Source organism: Cereibacter ovatus, assembly GCF_900207575.1.
In the GTDB taxonomy this organism is placed as follows: Bacteria; Pseudomonadota; Alphaproteobacteria; order Rhodobacterales; family Rhodobacteraceae; genus Cereibacter_A; species Cereibacter_A ovatus.
The window spans coordinates 335,717-351,101 of record NZ_OAOQ01000001.1; the positions used below are offsets into that span (position 1 = coordinate 335,717).

Below are 15,385 nucleotides of genomic sequence, written 5' to 3' on the forward strand. Positions count from 1 at the left end.
CCGGGCGGCGTCCAGCGAAAAGCCGGGGGGGCGGGATCGGGCGTGGCAGCCCTCCAGCCCTCCGCCGGTGAACCGCGCGATCCAAAGCGCGGTCGGCGGCTTTGTCGGGTCTTTGGCGCCCGATCCAGCCGTGCGACCCAAGGGATCGGGCTGGACGGGCGTCGCCCGCGCGCCATCTTTGGCCGATGAGCGGACGCATCCTGACCTCTGACGCCTGCATTGCCGAGGGCATGGCTTGGCTTGCCCTGCGCGAGCCGCGCTTTGCCGAGGCGCAGGCGCTGACCGGCCCGCCGCCGCTGCGCCGCAGCGCCGGGGGATTTGCCGCGCTGGCGGGGGCGATCCTCGGCCAGCAGGTCTCGGTCGCCTCGGCCGCGGCGATGCGGGCGCGGATGGCGGCGGCGGGGCTGCTGACCCCCGCGGCGGTTCTGGCCACGGATGAAGATGCCCTGCGCGCCTGCGGCCTGTCGGCGTCCAAGCGGCGCTATGTCCGGGCGCTGGCCGGGGCCGCGATCGACTATGATCGGCTGGCCGATCTGACGGACGAACAGGTGGTCCAGACGCTGACCGCGCTGCCGGGCATCGGCCGCTGGACGGCCGAACTTTATGCGATGACCGCGCTCGGCCGGGCGGATGTGCTGTGCGCGGGCGATCTGGCGTTGCAGGAAGCGGTGCGGCTGTTGTTCCGGCTGGACGCCCGTCCGTCCGAACGCGCGTTTCGCGCCATGGCCGCGGACTGGCACCCGTGGCGCGGCGTTGCGGCGCGGGCCTTGTGGGCCTATTACCGTCAGGCAAAGGGACGGGAAGGAACCGCATGACACGCAAGCTGAATTTTGGCCGCCGCGAGGCCGCCTCGGGCCGGGCGAAAAGCCTTGTCGTCTTTCTGCACGGCTATGGCGCCGATGGCGCCGACCTGCTGGGTCTGGCCGATCCGCTGGCGCCACATCTGCCCGATACCGTCTTCGTGGCCCCCGATGCGCCGGAAGCCTGCCGCGCCAATGGCTTTGGCTTTCAGTGGTTCCCGATCCCGTGGCTGGATGGCTCGTCCGAGGCGATGGCGGCCGAGGGTCTTGCCGCCGCCGCCTGCGATCTTGACGCCTTTCTTGACGAGCTGCTGGAAGCCGAGGGGCTGGGCCCGGAGGCGCTGGCGCTGGTGGGCTTTTCGCAGGGCACGATGATGGCGCTGCATGTCGCGCCACGGCGGGCGGCGGAAATCGCGGGCATCGTCGGCTTTTCGGGGCGGCTGCTGGCGCCTGACCGACTGGCCGACGAGGCGCGGGTGAAGCCGCCGGTCCTGCTGATTCATGGCGATGCCGACCCGGTGGTGCCCTTTGCCGACATGAGCCTTGCCGGCGAGGCGCTGTCGCGGGCGGGCTTTACCACCTATGGCCATGTGATGAAGGGCACGGGCCACGGCATTGCCCCCGACGGGCTGTCGGTGGCGCTGGCCTTTCTGAAGGACCGCCTGCCCGCGGCGTGACCGGCGCTGTGCGCGCCCGGCCTTGGGCGGGGCGCGCACCGTCGGGGCGATTGCCTCAGGCGGTTGCGGTGCCTTTTGCCGCGATCCGCGCCGAGCAGAGCGCCCCGCCCACCGTGCGCAGCGCGGCCTTGCGCGCATCGCCCAGCACCAGTGCGCCATCGCGCAGGGACGACCGTCCCCGGTCGTCACAGGGGCACCAGCCGCTGTCATCGGCCAGTCCCGCGGTCCGCGCGATGGCGCCCGCCCAAAGCGGCGGCACGAAGTTCACCACATCGGCCTTGAGCCGGCCGGCTGCGGTCTCGATCAGGCCGCGCGGTGCATCGATTGCCTGCACGACCCCGCCTTGGGCCGCGGTCAGCCAGCGCAGCCCCTGCGGGGCGGCCGTCTGCGCAAAGGCCCGGGCCAGATCGTCGGTCGCAGACGCGTCAATCACGGTCAGCCGCGCGTCCGGGCGGTTTGCCGCCAGATGGTGGGCAAGGGCCGCGGCGCGGGCGACCGCGGCCTGCGGATGGCTGACATCTGCGGGCAGGCGCAACACGACATGGCCGCGGTCGGGCAGGGCGGCAAGCTGCGCCGCCAGACGACGCGCCTCGCGTGGGCTGCCCCAGGCGGCGGGCCAGACATGGCGGGCCATGGCGTCAAGGCCGGGGATGGATTCGTCGCGCGGGGCGGTGCCGGGGGCCAGCAGCAGTCGGTCGAAAGCAAGCTGGCGATTGCTGAACAGCGCCAGCCGAGCCGCGGACCAGTCGATGTCCACCACGTCGTCCAGAACGACCTGAATGCCCGCAGCCTTCAGCGCCGCAAGGCCGGCCTCGGCGCGGGGGCGGACGAAGGCGGCGGCGGCGGGATCGTGCGCCCCATCCGCCAACCGACCGGGATCGCGCTCGACCAGAAGGATCCGCGCCCCGGGGCTTGCCGCGCGCAGGGCCAGCGCGGCTTCGGCCCCGGCCGGGCCGCCGCCGATCACAATGGCGCGCTCGCCCGGGCGCAGGCGGACGGCAAGCCCCCCCGACGCGGCAAGCGCAGAGGCGGCGACAAGGCCAAGGGTGAACTGGCGGCGGCTTACGCGATGCATGAGGGGCTCTCCTTGCGGGCCGTGGCGGGACAGGCGCGGGGGATCATTGTTTCTTTTCCAGCAGTTCGGCTTCGGGATGGATCGGGCGGTAGATCTCGACCCGGTCGCCTTCCCGCAGCACCCGGTCGAGCGGACAGATCGCACCGAAGATGCCGATCTTGTTCAGGGCAAGGTCGATCTCGGGGAATTGGGCCAGAAGGCCGGATCGTTCGATGGCCTCTTGCGCACTTGCGCCTTCGGGCACGTCGACGTGCTTCCAGACCTGAACGGTCGGCTTGGCATAGGCGACACCCACGATCATGCGTCGTCTCCTTCTTGCAGGCGGGGTTTCAGCACGCCGGCGGCGGTGAACACCCGCTCGACGCGCAGATCCTTGATTTCCTGTTCCAGGTTGGCCTTGCTGCGGTCGATCACCGATTTCAGCGCCAGAAGCAGCCCGACAAGGATGAACCCCCCGGGCGGCAGGATCGCCAGAAGAAAGCCCGGATAGTCGGGGAACACCGTCAGCTCCATGAAGGCGAAGCCCTGCCCCAGCAGCACCGATGCCTGCGCAAACAGCGTGCCGGACCCCACCACTTCGCGCAGCGCCCCCACCACGACCAGCGCCAGCGTGAAGCCCACCCCCATCGTCAGCCCGTCGAAGGCCGAGACCATCACCCCGTTGCGCGAGGCGAAGGCCTCGGCCCGGCCTAGGATGGCGCAGTTGGTGACGATCAGCGCGATGAACAGCCCCAGAACCTTGTGCAGGTCATGGACCCAGGCATTCAACGCCAGATCCACCACTGTCACGATGCAGGCAATGACAAGAACGAAGGCCGGAATGCGGATTTCCGGCGCGATCACCCGGCGCAGCGCCGAGATGGCCACGTTCGATGCGATCAGAACCGCCGTGGTGGCCAGCCCCATGCCCAGACCGTTGGTGGCTGTGCCGGTGATCGCCAGCGCCGGGCACAGCGCCAGCATCTGGCCGAAGACGATGTTCTTGTCCCAGATCCCGTCGCGGGCGATCTTGCCGTAGATGGTCGACATCGGCCGTTCTCCTTACGGTTTCGCGGTCAGGGGGGCTGTCAGCGCCGTCTGGTGGCGCTGGAACAGGGTCAGACCGCGGTAGATGGTCTGCACCACGGCGCGCGGGGTGATGGTGGCGCCCGAGAATTGGTCGAACACCCCGCCGTCGCGCTTGACCTTCCAGCCCGCGGGCGCCGGATCGGTCAGCGAGCGGCCCGCGAACCCGTGGATCCAGTCGCCTTTGCCGACCTCGATCTTGTCGCCCAGACCGGGGGTTTCGGTGTGCGACAGCACCCGCACGCCCAGCAGGCGGCCATCGGGCGCCACCGCCATCAGGACGCGGATCGCGCCGCTATAGCCATAGCCCACCAGTTCGAACGCGACCCCGGTGACGGTGCCGGCCCTTGCGGCGATGTAAACCGGGACTTCGCCCTCGTCGGGGTCGGCCAGGGTGCGGATATCGGCGGTGGGATCGTTGTCATGCAGGTCGGGTGGCACCACCTGTTCCAGCGAGGCCAGCAGATCCTCGGCCGAGCGTGCGGCAATGGGCGCGCGGGTGCTTTCACTGGCGACCGCCAGCATCAAGGCGCTGACCAGCGAGAACAGCCCCAGCATCAGACCCAGCCCGAGGGGCGAGCTTTTCAGCGCGGCCATGCGACCCTTCGGCACGACAAGGGTTTCTTCGGTCATTTCTTCCCTCCGCGCGCGGGCTTGATCGGAAGCGGCTTGCCGGTGCGGGTGCGTCCGAACACGCGCGGGCGCACATAGGTTTCGATCAGCGGGGTGCAGGCGTTCATCAGCAGCACCGCGAAGGCCACCCCTTCGGGGAACGACCCCCAGGTGCGGATCACGAAGATCAGCGCGCCGATGGCCATGCCGTAGATCAGCTTGCCCGCCGCGGTGACCGGCGAGGTCACATAGTCGGTGGCGATGAAGAAGGCGCAAAGCATCGTCGAGCCAGAGGTCAGATGCAGGATCGGCGGCGCGAAACGGTCGGGCGCCAGCGTCGAGGCCACCGCCGACAGCGCCGCGATCGTGCCCAGCACCGACAGCGGAATGACCGGGGTGATGATCCGCGTGGCCATCAGCACCACCCCGCCCAGCAGCAGAAGGACGGTGCTGGTCTCGCCCAGGCTGCCCGGCACAAGGCCGATCAGCCGGTCGCGCAGATCCGCAAGGTCGGGGGTGATCTGCCCCATCGAAGCACCCGCGCCGATCTGGCTTTTGATATGGCTGAGGGTCGAGGCGCTGGAAACCGCATCATAGTCCTGCGATCCGGCGAAGGTGATGGCCAGGCCCTGAACGAACCCCGGCCCGTCCAGCAGGCCCACCGGCGCGACCCAGGTCGTCATATGCACCGGCAGCGCGATCAGCAGCATCGCGCGGGCCACCATCGCCGGGTTGAACAGGTTCTGCCCCAGCCCGCCGAACAGATGCTTGGCGATCACGATGGCGATGCCGGCGCCCAGCACCCCCACCCACCACGGCGCATAGGGCGGCAGCGTCATCGCCACCAGCCAGCCCGACAGCAGCGCCGAGCCGTCGGTGGCGAAGCGTGCGACGGATTTGCCGGCGATCCAGAGGCTTGCCACCTCGAACAGCCAGGCCGATCCGACGGTGACCAGAAACAGGAAGATCGCCGGCCAGCCGAACTGGTAAAGCCCAAAGACCGTGGCCGGCGCCAGTGCCGCGCAAACCGTCAGCATGGTGCGAGACACGGTGAACAGCGTGTGTGTATGCGGACCCGAGATGATCAGGGGGGCGGTCATTGCAGCGGTTCTCCGTGCTGGGCCGGTTGCGGCGTCGCGGCGGCGGCGGCGGCCTCGCGCTGTTTCTTCGCCTCCATCTCGGCCTTGCGCTTGGCCATCGCCTGACGCTTGGCTTCGGCGGCGGCCTCTTCGCGGGCCTTGCGTGCGGCGGCGAGGCGCCTGGTTTCTTCCTGCTGGTGTTTGCGGCCTTCCTGTTCGGCCAGTTTCCCCTTGGCGAAATGGATGGTCTGCACCAGGGGGATGTTCGACGGACAGGTGAAGGAACAGCAGCCGCAGGTGATGCAGTCCAGAAGACCGATCCGGCCCGCGCCATCCAGATCGTCGGCCTGAATGCGGGCGTTCATCTCGAAGGGCGTCAGCCCGACCGGGCAGGCCTGCGCGCAGCGCCCGCAGCGGATGCAGGGCATGGTGTCAAGGTCCGGCGTCTCGGCCCGGGTCAGGGCGAGGATGCCGCTGGTGCCCTTGACCACCGGAACGCGGGTGTTCTGGATCGGCTGGCCCATCATCGGCCCGCCCAGCAGCAACCTCTCGGGGTCTTCGGTCAACCCGCCGCAATGGGCCAGAACCTCGGCCACCGGAGTGCCGATCAGAACGCGCACATTGGCCGGCCGCCGCACCCCGCGCCCCGAGACGGTGACCACGCGCGAGATCAGCGGCTCGCCATAGCGCACCGCAAGGTGAACGGCATGGGCGGTGCCGGCATTGTGGACCACCACGCCCAGATCGGCCGTCAGCGCGCGGGCGGGGGTTTCCCGGCCGGTCAGGATCTTGACCAGATGCTTTTCCGACCCCATCGGATATTGCGTCGGCACCACCTGCACCCGCAGCGGGATGCCAAGGGCGCGATCGAACCGCTGCATCGCCGCAATCGCCTGCGGCTTGTTCGATTCGATTGCCACGACGATCTGGGTCACGCCAAGGGCGCGGGCGATGATGCCGATGCCGTCGACGATCTCTTCCGCGCGTTCGCGCATCAGGCGGTCGTCGCAGGTCAGGTAGGGCTCGCATTCCGCGCCATTGATGACCAGCGTGTGCAACGCATATTTGCCGCGCAGGTTCAGCTTGACCGCCGAGGGGAAGGTGGCGCCGCCCATGCCGACGATCCCGGCCTCGGCCACCTTGGCGGCGATCTCTTCGGGGCTGGCGTTTTCGGGGCGCAGGCGGCCAAGGCGCGGACCCCAGCTATCCGCGCCATCGGTGCGGATGGTGATGGTGGGGATCGGCAGCCCCGAGGGGTGGGGCGCCGCGAAATGGCCCACCGCGATCACCCGCCCCGATGTCGGCGCATGGATATTGGCCGAAACCGGCCCGCGGGCCTTGCCGATCAGTTGCCCTTTCAACACCACATCGTCGCGTTTGACGACCGGCTCGGCCTCGGCGCCGATATGCTGCTGCAAGGGTACGCGGATCAGCGTGGGGATCGGCATGTCCTCGATCGGGCAGTCCGAGCTCAGCGACTTGCGCCCCTCGGGGTGCACGCCGCCGCGGATCGAGAAGAACTGCGACGGCCGGAACAGGGTCGCGAAGGACCGGACGCTCATGCTGCATACCCCCCGTTGCCAGAGCCGAAGGCGGGCTGCGGCTTGTCCCAATACCAGTTCTTGATCGATTTCGGCTTGACCCGCTTCACGATGGCCTCGGTCGGGCAGACCTCGATGCAGGCGTCGCAGCCGATGCAGGCATCCACCACGACCGAATGGATCTGCCGGTTGGCGCCGATGATCGCGTCGGTCGGGCACCGCTTGAAGCATTTCATGCAGCCGGTGCAGTGGTCCTCGAAGATGAAGGCGACGGTCGGCTCGGTCTCGGCCATGCCGGCCACCGCACCATCGCTGCCGGTGTCGACGATGGTCGCCAGTTGCAGCGCCACGTCGCGCCCGCCGGGGGTGCAGGCGGTGACCGGCGCGCTGCCCTCGGCCATCGCTTCGGCAAGGCCATGGCAGCCGGGATAGCCGCAGGCGCCGCAGTTGGTGCCCGGCAGGATGGCGTCGATCGCATCGACGACGGGCGGGGTTTCGACATGGAACCGGCGGGCGGCGACGCCCAAAAGCAGGCCCAGCCCAAGCCCGAGGGCAGACATCGAGACAGCGGCTTCGATCATGACATTCGTCTCCTGCTATGTCTCAGTTCGGCGCAAGCCCGGCAAAACCCATGAAGGCCATCGACAGAAGGCCCGCCGAGACGAAGGCGATGGGCACGCCCGCGAACGGCCCCGGCACCGCAAGCTGGGCCAGCCGCTCGCGCATCCCGGCAAAGATCACGAGGACCAGGGTGAACCCCGCCGCCGAGCCGAAGCCGTAAAGCAGGCTTTCCGCCAGTGCGTGCCGTTCCTGGATGTTCAGCAGCGCCACGCCCAGCACGGCGCAATTGGTGGTGATCAGCGGCAGGTAGATCCCCAACGCCTTGTGCAACCCCAGCGAGACCTTGCGCAGCACGGTTTCGATGAACTGCACGATGGCGGCGATCACAAGGATCAGGCTGAGGATGCGCAGAAAGCCAAGGTCGAGCGGCTGAAGGATCAGAACCTCGATCATCCAGCTGGCCCCGGCCGCCAGCGTCAGCACGAAGGTGGTGGCCAGCCCCATGCCGATCGCCGCATCGGTCTTGCGCGATACGCCCATGAACGGGCAAAGCCCGAGAAACTTGACCAGCACGACATTGTTCACCAGCGCGGTGCTGAGCAGGATGAAAAAGAAGTCGCCCATCTGGTTCCCCGTATGGCTCTGCGGCTTTGTGCCGGGCCTTGTGCCGCAACAGCCGCGGCGGGCCCTTGCACAGGAGTTGTGGAAAAAGGGGAAGCAACCACCGTGCCAAGCCAGTCGAAGGCGCTGGGCCGGCGTTCTGCGCCTGCATCGCCGCGGTGGCCGCGGTCTTGCCTGCGGGGGGCATCGCCCGTGCGCAGGGGGGGGCGGAAGGGCGGTGATGGGATCGCCGCCGGATCGCGCCAGATGCATCGCCCGTGCGCAGGGGGGGGCAACGCCGCCCCGCGCCGGCATCTGCACGGTTTCGTGATGTCGCGTTCCCTACAGTCTCGTCGGGAAATCCGTCCGTTCCGGACAAATGTCCCGACCTCGCCCTTCTTCCCGAGAATTTCGGGCGGGCGTCCGCTGGTCGGCGCCCCTTGCTGGCCGGGCGGAATGAGCCACCTGACCGGGCGGCGCTGGGCGCCGGGTGCAGTTGGCACGGTGTTTGCTTCCTATGACATAAGTATTCCGCCGCCGAAGGAGTTCCGCTTGTTCCCCGCCGCCGCGACCTTTGCCTGCCCACAGCCCCCCGTGTCGGAAGGGCCTGTCGAGATCGTGCCCGGCGTTCACTGGATCGGCGCTTTCGATCCCAACCTTCGCAGCTTCGACACGCTGATGAAGACCGCGAACGGCACCAGCTACAACGCCTATGTCGTGCGCGGCAGCGCGGGTGTTGCGGTGATCGACACCGTGGACGAGACCTGTTCCGACGCCTTCTTCGCCCGGCTTGAAGCCGTCGCCCGCTATGACGAGATCTCGGTTCTGGTGCTGAACCATCTGGAATCGGACCATTCCGGCGCCCTGGCCGAGCTGTTGCGCCGCGCGCCGCAGGCCCATGTCCATGTCTCGCCGCGCGGGCTTCAGATCCTGCGCACGCTGTTGAAGGATGCGTTCGGCCTTTACCGCATCTCGCCGGTGACGACGGGGCACAGCGTCTCGCTGGGGGATCGCAGCCTGCACTTTCTGACCACACCCAACGTGCACTGGCCCGATACCCAATGCACATGGCTGGACCAGGACCGGATCATCTTCACCTGCGACCTGTTCGGCAGTCACTATTGCGATGAACGGCTGTTCGACGATCTGGTGGGCGATTTCCGGTTTTCCTTCGAACATTACTTCGACCGGATCATGCGGCCGTTTCGCAGTTCGGTCGCAGCCGCCCTTGACCTGATCGAGCCGCTTGCGCCTGCGGTGATCGCGCCCTCGCACGGGCCGATCCTGCGGGCGAACCCCGGCGATTACCTGCGCCATTACCGCCGCCTCAGCAGTCCGCGCTTTGGCTTTGGCGCGGGGACGGACAAGACGCTGGCGATCCTTTACATCAGCGCCCATGGCGCCACGGCCGAACTGGCGCAGGCGATCCGCGACGGCGCGGCCGAGGAACCGGGGGTGCGCGTCTCGCTGTTCGATCTGGACCGGGGCGAGTTGCACCCCTTCGTCGACCTGATCGAGGAGGTCGATGGCATCGCGCTGGGCACGCCCACGATCAACGGCGATGCGGTGCGCGCGGTCTGGGAATTGCTGGCCAAGCTGGTCGATATCGAGACAAAGGGCAAGCTGGGCGCGGCCTTCGGCTCTTACGGCTGGTCGGGCGAAGCGGTGCGTCAGGTCGAGGCGCGGCTTCAGGGCCTGAAGATGCGCCTGCCCGAACCCGGCCTGCGGGTGAAGCTGGAACCGACCGCGGCCGATCTGGCCGAGGCCCGCGCCTTCGGCCGTCGCCTTGCCGCCCATCTGACCGGCCGAGCCCCCCCGCGCGAGATCGACCTTGCCGACCTCGCCGCACGCTGACTTCAGGAGACCCAGGATGGAAAAAGCCACACTCACGTTCACCGATGTATCCATCACGGTCAATGTGCCGCCCGGAACGCGGATCATCGAAATGTCCGAAAAGGTCGGCTCTGGAATCACCTACGGCTGCCGCGAGGGCGAATGCGGCACCTGCATGACCCATGTGATCGAAGGGGCCGAGCATCTCTCGGAACCCACGGCGCTGGAACAGCGGGTGCTGGCCGAAAACCTTGCTGGCAAGGACGACCGCCTTGCCTGTCAGTGCCGCGTCCTGTCGGGCGCGGTCAAGGTGCGCCCGGGCTGACCCCGCCACTTCCATCCGTCACCCCCCCTTTACACAGCCGAAGAAAGGATCTTCCCATGGCCATGATGATTTCCGCCGACATGTGCACCGCCTGCGGCGACTGCGAGCCGGTCTGCCCGACCGCCGCCATTGTCCCGAAAAAGGGCGTCTATTTCATCAAGGCGGATGTCTGCACCGAATGCGACGGCGAACATGATCTGCCGCAATGCCTGAACGTCTGCACCGCCGACGCCATCACCCCGGTTGATGCGTGAACCCCATGCCGTGGCGGGATGACCTTCCGTCAGACGATGCCGGGCCACGCCTTCTGCGGGAACGGTTGAAGGTTGTTGCCGTCTCGGGCGACCGGCTGCAACTGGCGGCCGATCGTGCCGCCGGTTGCACGGCTTGCGCGATGCGCAAAGGCTGCGGCGCGGTCGAGCTTGCGGCCGCGGCGCGGCCTGACCTGATCGAGATCGCCCGGCCCGACGGGCTGGCGGTTACCGCCGGCGACGAGGTCGAGCTTTTGCTGCCCGGTGGCAGTTTTCTGGCCGCGGTGGCCCTGGCCTATCTGCTGCCGACGCTGGGGGTGGTGGGTGCGGCCGCGGGCGGGTTGGCGCTGGGTCTGCCCGATCCGTGGGTGGCGCTGCTTTGTCTGTTGGCGCTGGCGCTGGCTCTGGTGCCGTTCGGCCGGGCCGGGCGTCGCGACGGGTTGCAAAACGCCTTCCGGATCGTGGCGGTGCATCGCGCTGCCCGCTTGCCGGGATGCGGCGGGACATGACGGCGGGGCGAACAGCCCTGCGCCTGTCGCTGGCCGGTCTTGCACTGGCCGCTGTGGTGGCCGGTGTGCGTCTTGCCCAACCCGATCCCGATATCCGCGAAACCTTCTTTGTCTTTGGCACCCTGGTCGAGATCGAGACCCGGGGCGTCCCCGAGGACAAGGCCCGCGCCGCCATCGCCAAGGTCGGCCACCGTCTGCAACAGATACATCACGACTGGCACGCCTGGCGCCCGGGCAGGCTGGAAAGCCTGAACGCCGCCATCGCTGACGGGCGGGCCTTTACCGTCGATCCCGCGCTTGCCGACCTTCTGCGTGAGGGACGCCAGCTTGCCTGTGCCAGTGGCGGCCTGTTCGATCCGGCCATCGGCCGCCTGATCGAGGTCTGGGGCTTTCACGCCGACACCCCGCCCGAAGGCGCCGCGCCGCCCGATGCCGTGCTGGATGCGCTGGTTGCGCGCCATCCCCGCATGACCGACCTGCGGATCTCGGGGACCGAGGTGCGCTCGGACAATCCGGCGGTGCAACTGGATCTGGGCGCCTATGCCAAGGGCGCGGCGCTGGATCTGGCTGCGGCCGACCTTCGTGCCGAAGGAATCGAGAATGCGGTTCTGAACGCGGGCGGAGGCGTGCAGGTGATCGGCCGCCACGATGCGCGTCCGTGGCGGGTGGCGATCCGCGATCCGTTCCAGTGGGGCGTGGTGGCCGCGGTGTCACTGCACCCGGACGAGGCGCTGCACACATCGGGCAATTACGAACGGTTCTTCGATCAGGGAGGCGTGCGCTTTTCCCATATCATCGATCCGCGCAGCGGCCGGCCGATGCAGGGGATCGTCTCGGTTTCGGTGCTGGATACCAGCGGCGCGCGCGCCGATGCGGCGGCGACCGCCCTGAGCGTCGCCGGGCCTGCGGACTGGCCGAAGGTGGCAGCGGCAATGGGGGTTCATGCGGTGATGATGATCACCGACGACGGCACGATCTACGCCACCCCCGCGATGAAGGCCCGGCTGGAGCCCGTCGATGGCGGGTTTCCTGCGCCGGTCCATGTGGTCGACTTGCCCACGGGCGTCGTCAGCCCCGACTGCCCCTGACATCGACGGCTCTGGCCGTTTCACCGGCCCGCAGCCCGGCCCTGAACCGCTTTGGCCGTTGCGTGACGCAGACCCCGCTGCATTCCTGTGGCGGTCTTCGGGTGTTTGCGCGGCTCGTGCCTATTGGCATGCGACCGAACCTTACCCCTGACCCTGTGGCGCGGTTTTCGGATGGTTCGCAAGGTGCGCTGTCCCTGAAGCGCAAAAGGACCGCCGAAGCGGTCCCTGCATCCAACCGGCTGATAAGGCCGGTTTAATTGGAGCGGGCGATGAGATTCGAACTCACGACCCTTACCTTGGCAAGGTAATGCTCTACCCCTGAGCTACGCCCGCACTCCGTGAGCGGGGTATTAGCCGAGCTGCCCGGCGGCTGCAAGGGCCTTCTTGCAGCCTCAGGCGTGGTTTGTTGCGACTTTTGCAGGATGGGCCGGGGCCACGGCCGCCCGCGCGGCCTGATCGATGTGATGCGACTTCCAACGGTCGGCAAGCCAGGCCATCGTGAACTGGATCGACAGGCCGATGGACAGCAAAAGCGTGTCGAACAGGAAGTGGTTGCCCACAACATCCTTCACGCCCTGACCGATAAAGCACAGGATGGTGCCGGTCGCGAACACCAGAAGGGCGTGGCGGCCGAGCAGGGCGAACGGCTCCATCGCGGCACTGGCTGCCAATCGGCGCACCCAGGGCAGGGTGCTGACCAGATAGGCCAGTGCCAGCACATGCAACAGACGCGGCGCCGAGACGAAGGTCTTGTCGAAGGTGGCCAGATAGAACGGCACGCCGACATCCTGGGCCAGAAACCGCATGAAGCCGTTCAGCGCGACCGTCAGCGGCGGAACCTTCAGCCAGATCAGCGCGAACAGCAAAAACGCAGCCGACACCCACTGCAACCACGGCAGAATCGGTACGAAGCGCCGGCCCTGTTTCATTGCGATTCCGGTCATCAGGCCCAGAACGAAGATCAGCTGCCACGAGATCGGGTTGAAGAACCAGCCGCCAGGGTTGGGAAAGTTGGGCAGATTCAGCCGGAACTGGCCCGCAAGCAGCCAGACCGCCACCGAAACCGCCAGCAGCTGGCGCGGCCAGCGCAGCGCCGCCAGCAGCAAAGCCGGCGTCACCAGAAGCAGCGTCGCATAAAGTGGCAGGATGTTGGTGTATCCCAGCTGATGGGTCAGTGCCGGCACGCCGATCATGAAGCCCAGCGGCTTCTTGAACAGCACGCCCACCTGATTCTCGCCAAGCAGTTGCGGCGCCGCGAACCAAAGCGCAAAAGCCGCCGCGATCGCGATCGCCCAGACCGTGGTCAGCATGTGGACAAGATACAGCGTCCAGGCGCGGCGCCAGATCTTGCGCGCCGAGGCCCAGGACGGCTTCCAGAACCCCTTGGAATAGGCAAGGCCCGCGGCGATCCCGGACATCAGCACGAATCCTTCGGCCGCGTCCGAGAAGCCGAAGTTGCGGTTGGTAAAGTTCTCCCACAGCGTTCCGGGCACATGGTTGATGAAGATCATCACCAGAGCCAGTCCCCGGAACATGTCGAGCCGCTTGTCGCGCGCGGGCGGCAGGGAAATTCCAGCCTCAGGCATGGCTGACCGCCAACGGCGCCTCGGCCCTGGGGGCGGGGATGCTTTGCCAGTCGGCAAGGATCGCCTCATGCGCCAGCAGAACCGGCGTCGGGTGCAGGTCGAGCGGCGCGGTGAACAGCCCCGACCGGCTGGCCCGTGAACTGCTGGCAATGACAAGCGGCGAAAGGATCATCGGCAGGGCAACCGGAAGCAGCCAGGGCACAAGGCCGGGGGCAAGGAAATAGGTCGCGGCGATGCCCGCGATACCCCAGGTCACGATCCAGTGGCTGGCCATCCACGCCTCGGACAGCGTCATGCTGCCGTCACCGCGGTTGTTGGTGGGCCAGCCGCCGTCGCGTCCCATCAGCACCTGAAGGACCGAGCGCGTCTGATACGCCATCAGGATCGGTGCCGTGACGCTGGAAAACACGATCTCGGCCAGGGTCGAGGCCATCACCCGCACCGGCCCGCCAAAGCCCGCGGCCCGCCCGGTCAGGATCGCATCGACCCCGATCAGCAGCTTGGGCAGGAACAGCAGGCCGAAGATGCCGACGGCAAGGCCGATCGCCTTCCAGGTCTCGTCCGACGGGAACACCGGGAAGGGCCAATAGGGCACCGGGAAATAGTCGACCGGCGGCACAAAGAACGGTGCCGCGATCGATGCCAGGATGAAGCCCAGCCAGAACAGCGGCGCGATATAGGCCATGATGCCCTGAACGAACACGAAGCGGTTCCAGGCCCGCAGCCCCGGCGCGAACAGGATTCGCGTGTGCTGAAGGTTGCCCTGACACCAGCGGCGGTCGCGCTTGGCGTGGTCGACCAGATTTTCCGGGCCTTCCTCGTAAGAGCCGGCAAGATCGTCGTCGAACCGCACCAGCCAGCCCGCACGGGCGAGCAGGGCGGCCTCGACATAGTCGTGGCTCATCACCGGGCCGCCGAAGGGCGGCGGGCCGCTCAGTTCCGGCAGGCCGCAGCTTTCGACAAAGGCGCGCACGCGCACCATGGCGTTGTGGCCCCAGAACGGCCCCGTCGGCCCCTGCATCATCGCAAGTCCGCGGGCAAAGCTCGGCGCATAAAGCGCGGCCGAGAACTGCATCGCGCGGCCAAAGCGTGCCTTGGCCTTGGTCACGGCGGGCAGGGTCTGAAGCAGGCCCAGCCGCGGCTCGGCCTCCATCCGGCGGACCATCTCGACGATGGTGTCGCCTTCCATCAGGCTGTCGGCGTCAAGGATCAGCGCAAATTCATAGGCACCGCCGGATTTCTGAAAGAAATCCTCGATGTTGCCGGCCTTGCGGCCGCGGTTGATCGGGCGGCGGCGGTAGAAGATCCGCCCCTCGCCGTTGCGTTCGGCCAGAAGGCGCAGGAACCAGAGCCGTTCGCGCGCGGCGATGGTGTCGTCACGGGTGTCCGACAGGATCGCGAAATGGAACAGCCCGGCATAGGGCGTTGTGGCCAGCGAGGCATCCATCGCGGCGATGCGCGAGAAGGTGGCGACCGGGTCTTCGTTGTAGACCGGCACCAGAATGACCGTCCGCCCCGAGATCGGCGCGTTCGGGCGCACCCCTTCGGGCCTGCGGGCACGGGTCAGCAGGCCCAGGATCGCATGTGCAGCCCCCCAGGCCAGCCAAGAGGTCGACACCAGGATCAGCACGCTGCGCGTGATGTCCATCGAATCCAGACCGTCGGCCGAGCCGAACTGGAGGAAAAGGAAGAAGGCCCCGGCCGCTGCGGTCAGGCTGATCGCCATCGCCGCAAGGCGCGAGGCCAACGTCACGGCGCCCAGGCGCCGCACCCCGGACATGGA

General features: G+C 67.8%; 17 protein-coding genes and 1 tRNA gene. 7 read left to right on the forward strand and 11 right to left on the reverse strand.

The window, feature by feature from the left end; genetic code table 11:
• The first annotated feature begins 185 nt into the window (after positions 1-185).
• Positions 186-815 carry a DNA-3-methyladenine glycosylase family protein gene (locus tag CRO07_RS01565; RefSeq protein ID WP_097028918.1) on the forward strand — a complete coding sequence of 210 codons (630 nt, stop codon included), beginning with the start codon at positions 186-188 and terminating at the stop codon, positions 813-815.
• A complete protein-coding gene (locus CRO07_RS01570; protein ID WP_097028919.1) occupies positions 812-1,477 on the forward strand; it encodes an alpha/beta hydrolase in 666 nt (221 codons plus the stop codon). The genes CRO07_RS01565 and CRO07_RS01570 overlap by 4 nt, the downstream gene beginning before the upstream one ends.
• Before the next feature lie 55 nt (positions 1,478-1,532).
• On the opposite strand, the gene CRO07_RS01575 is transcribed toward CRO07_RS01570, so the two are convergent.
• Genes CRO07_RS01575 through rsxA form a run of 8 tightly spaced genes read right to left on the reverse strand, consistent with a single transcriptional unit; the run spans position 1,533 to position 8,034 of the window.
• Positions 1,533-2,552 carry an FAD-dependent oxidoreductase gene (locus CRO07_RS01575; protein ID WP_097028920.1) on the reverse strand — a complete coding sequence of 340 codons (1,020 nt, stop codon included), beginning with the start codon at positions 2,550-2,552 and terminating at the stop codon, positions 1,533-1,535.
• Positions 2,553-2,595: 43 nt separating this feature from the next.
• The gene (locus tag CRO07_RS01580; RefSeq protein WP_097028921.1) at positions 2,596-2,853 is read right to left on the reverse strand and encodes an RnfH family protein; all 258 of its coding nucleotides are present in this window, start codon (positions 2,851-2,853) and stop codon (positions 2,596-2,598) included.
• A complete protein-coding gene (locus CRO07_RS01585) occupies positions 2,850-3,581 on the reverse strand; it encodes an electron transport complex subunit E (RefSeq protein WP_097028922.1) in 732 nt (243 codons plus the stop codon). The genes CRO07_RS01580 and CRO07_RS01585 overlap by 4 nt, the downstream gene beginning before the upstream one ends.
• A 12-nt stretch (positions 3,582-3,593) precedes the next feature.
• Positions 3,594-4,250 (reverse strand): electron transport complex subunit RsxG, encoded by a 657-nt coding sequence (rsxG, locus tag CRO07_RS01590; protein WP_097028923.1) that lies wholly within the window; start codon positions 4,248-4,250, stop codon positions 3,594-3,596.
• A complete protein-coding gene (locus CRO07_RS01595; protein WP_097028924.1) occupies positions 4,247-5,329 on the reverse strand; it encodes an RnfABCDGE type electron transport complex subunit D in 1,083 nt (360 codons plus the stop codon). The genes rsxG and CRO07_RS01595 overlap by 4 nt, the downstream gene beginning before the upstream one ends.
• Positions 5,326-6,870, reverse strand: a complete 1,545-nt coding sequence (gene rsxC, locus CRO07_RS01600) for an electron transport complex subunit RsxC (protein WP_097028925.1) — start codon at positions 6,868-6,870, stop codon at positions 5,326-5,328. Before rsxC ends, CRO07_RS01595 begins: the two co-directional genes overlap by 4 nt.
• Entirely contained in the window at positions 6,867-7,430 is a 564-nt protein-coding gene (locus tag CRO07_RS01605; protein ID WP_097028926.1) for an RnfABCDGE type electron transport complex subunit B, read from the reverse strand. Before CRO07_RS01605 ends, rsxC begins: the two co-directional genes overlap by 4 nt.
• Before the next feature lie 22 nt (positions 7,431-7,452).
• Positions 7,453-8,034 (reverse strand): electron transport complex subunit RsxA, encoded by a 582-nt coding sequence (gene rsxA / locus CRO07_RS01610; RefSeq protein ID WP_097028927.1) that lies wholly within the window; start codon positions 8,032-8,034, stop codon positions 7,453-7,455.
• A 528-nt stretch (positions 8,035-8,562) separates the two neighbouring features.
• On the opposite strand from rsxA, the gene CRO07_RS01615 reads away from it, so the two are divergent.
• From CRO07_RS01615 to CRO07_RS01635, 5 genes are all read left to right on the forward strand, one after another.
• Entirely contained in the window at positions 8,563-9,864 is a 1,302-nt protein-coding gene (locus CRO07_RS01615) for an FprA family A-type flavoprotein (RefSeq protein ID WP_407919616.1), read from the forward strand.
• A 16-nt stretch (positions 9,865-9,880) separates the two neighbouring features.
• A complete protein-coding gene (gene fdxC, locus CRO07_RS01620; RefSeq protein WP_097028929.1) occupies positions 9,881-10,168 on the forward strand; it encodes a ferredoxin FdxC in 288 nt (95 codons plus the stop codon).
• A gap of 56 nt (positions 10,169-10,224) precedes the next feature.
• The gene (locus CRO07_RS01625; protein WP_097028930.1) at positions 10,225-10,422 is read left to right on the forward strand and encodes a 4Fe-4S dicluster domain-containing protein; all 198 of its coding nucleotides are present in this window, start codon (positions 10,225-10,227) and stop codon (positions 10,420-10,422) included.
• Between the two features lie 65 nt (positions 10,423-10,487).
• Entirely contained in the window at positions 10,488-10,928 is a 441-nt protein-coding gene (locus CRO07_RS01630) for a SoxR reducing system RseC family protein (RefSeq protein ID WP_235840905.1), read from the forward strand.
• On the forward strand, positions 10,925-12,016 hold the full coding sequence (locus CRO07_RS01635; protein ID WP_097029048.1) for an FAD:protein FMN transferase: 1,092 nt from the start codon (positions 10,925-10,927) through the stop codon (positions 12,014-12,016). The genes CRO07_RS01630 and CRO07_RS01635 overlap by 4 nt, the downstream gene beginning before the upstream one ends.
• Before the next feature lie 258 nt (positions 12,017-12,274).
• On the opposite strand, the gene CRO07_RS01640 is transcribed toward CRO07_RS01635, so the two are convergent.
• The 3 genes from CRO07_RS01640 to mdoH all read right to left on the reverse strand — a co-directional run bounded on the left by CRO07_RS01640 (position 12,275) and on the right by mdoH (position 15,382).
• Positions 12,275-12,349 (reverse strand) — tRNA-Gly (locus CRO07_RS01640).
• A gap of 59 nt (positions 12,350-12,408) precedes the next feature.
• Entirely contained in the window at positions 12,409-13,602 is a 1,194-nt protein-coding gene (locus tag CRO07_RS01645; RefSeq protein ID WP_097028932.1) for an OpgC family protein, read from the reverse strand.
• The gene (mdoH, locus tag CRO07_RS01650) at positions 13,595-15,382 is read right to left on the reverse strand and encodes a glucans biosynthesis glucosyltransferase MdoH (RefSeq protein WP_097028933.1); all 1,788 of its coding nucleotides are present in this window, start codon (positions 15,380-15,382) and stop codon (positions 13,595-13,597) included. Before mdoH ends, CRO07_RS01645 begins: the two co-directional genes overlap by 8 nt.
• Between the last annotated feature and the right edge of the window lie 3 nt (positions 15,383-15,385).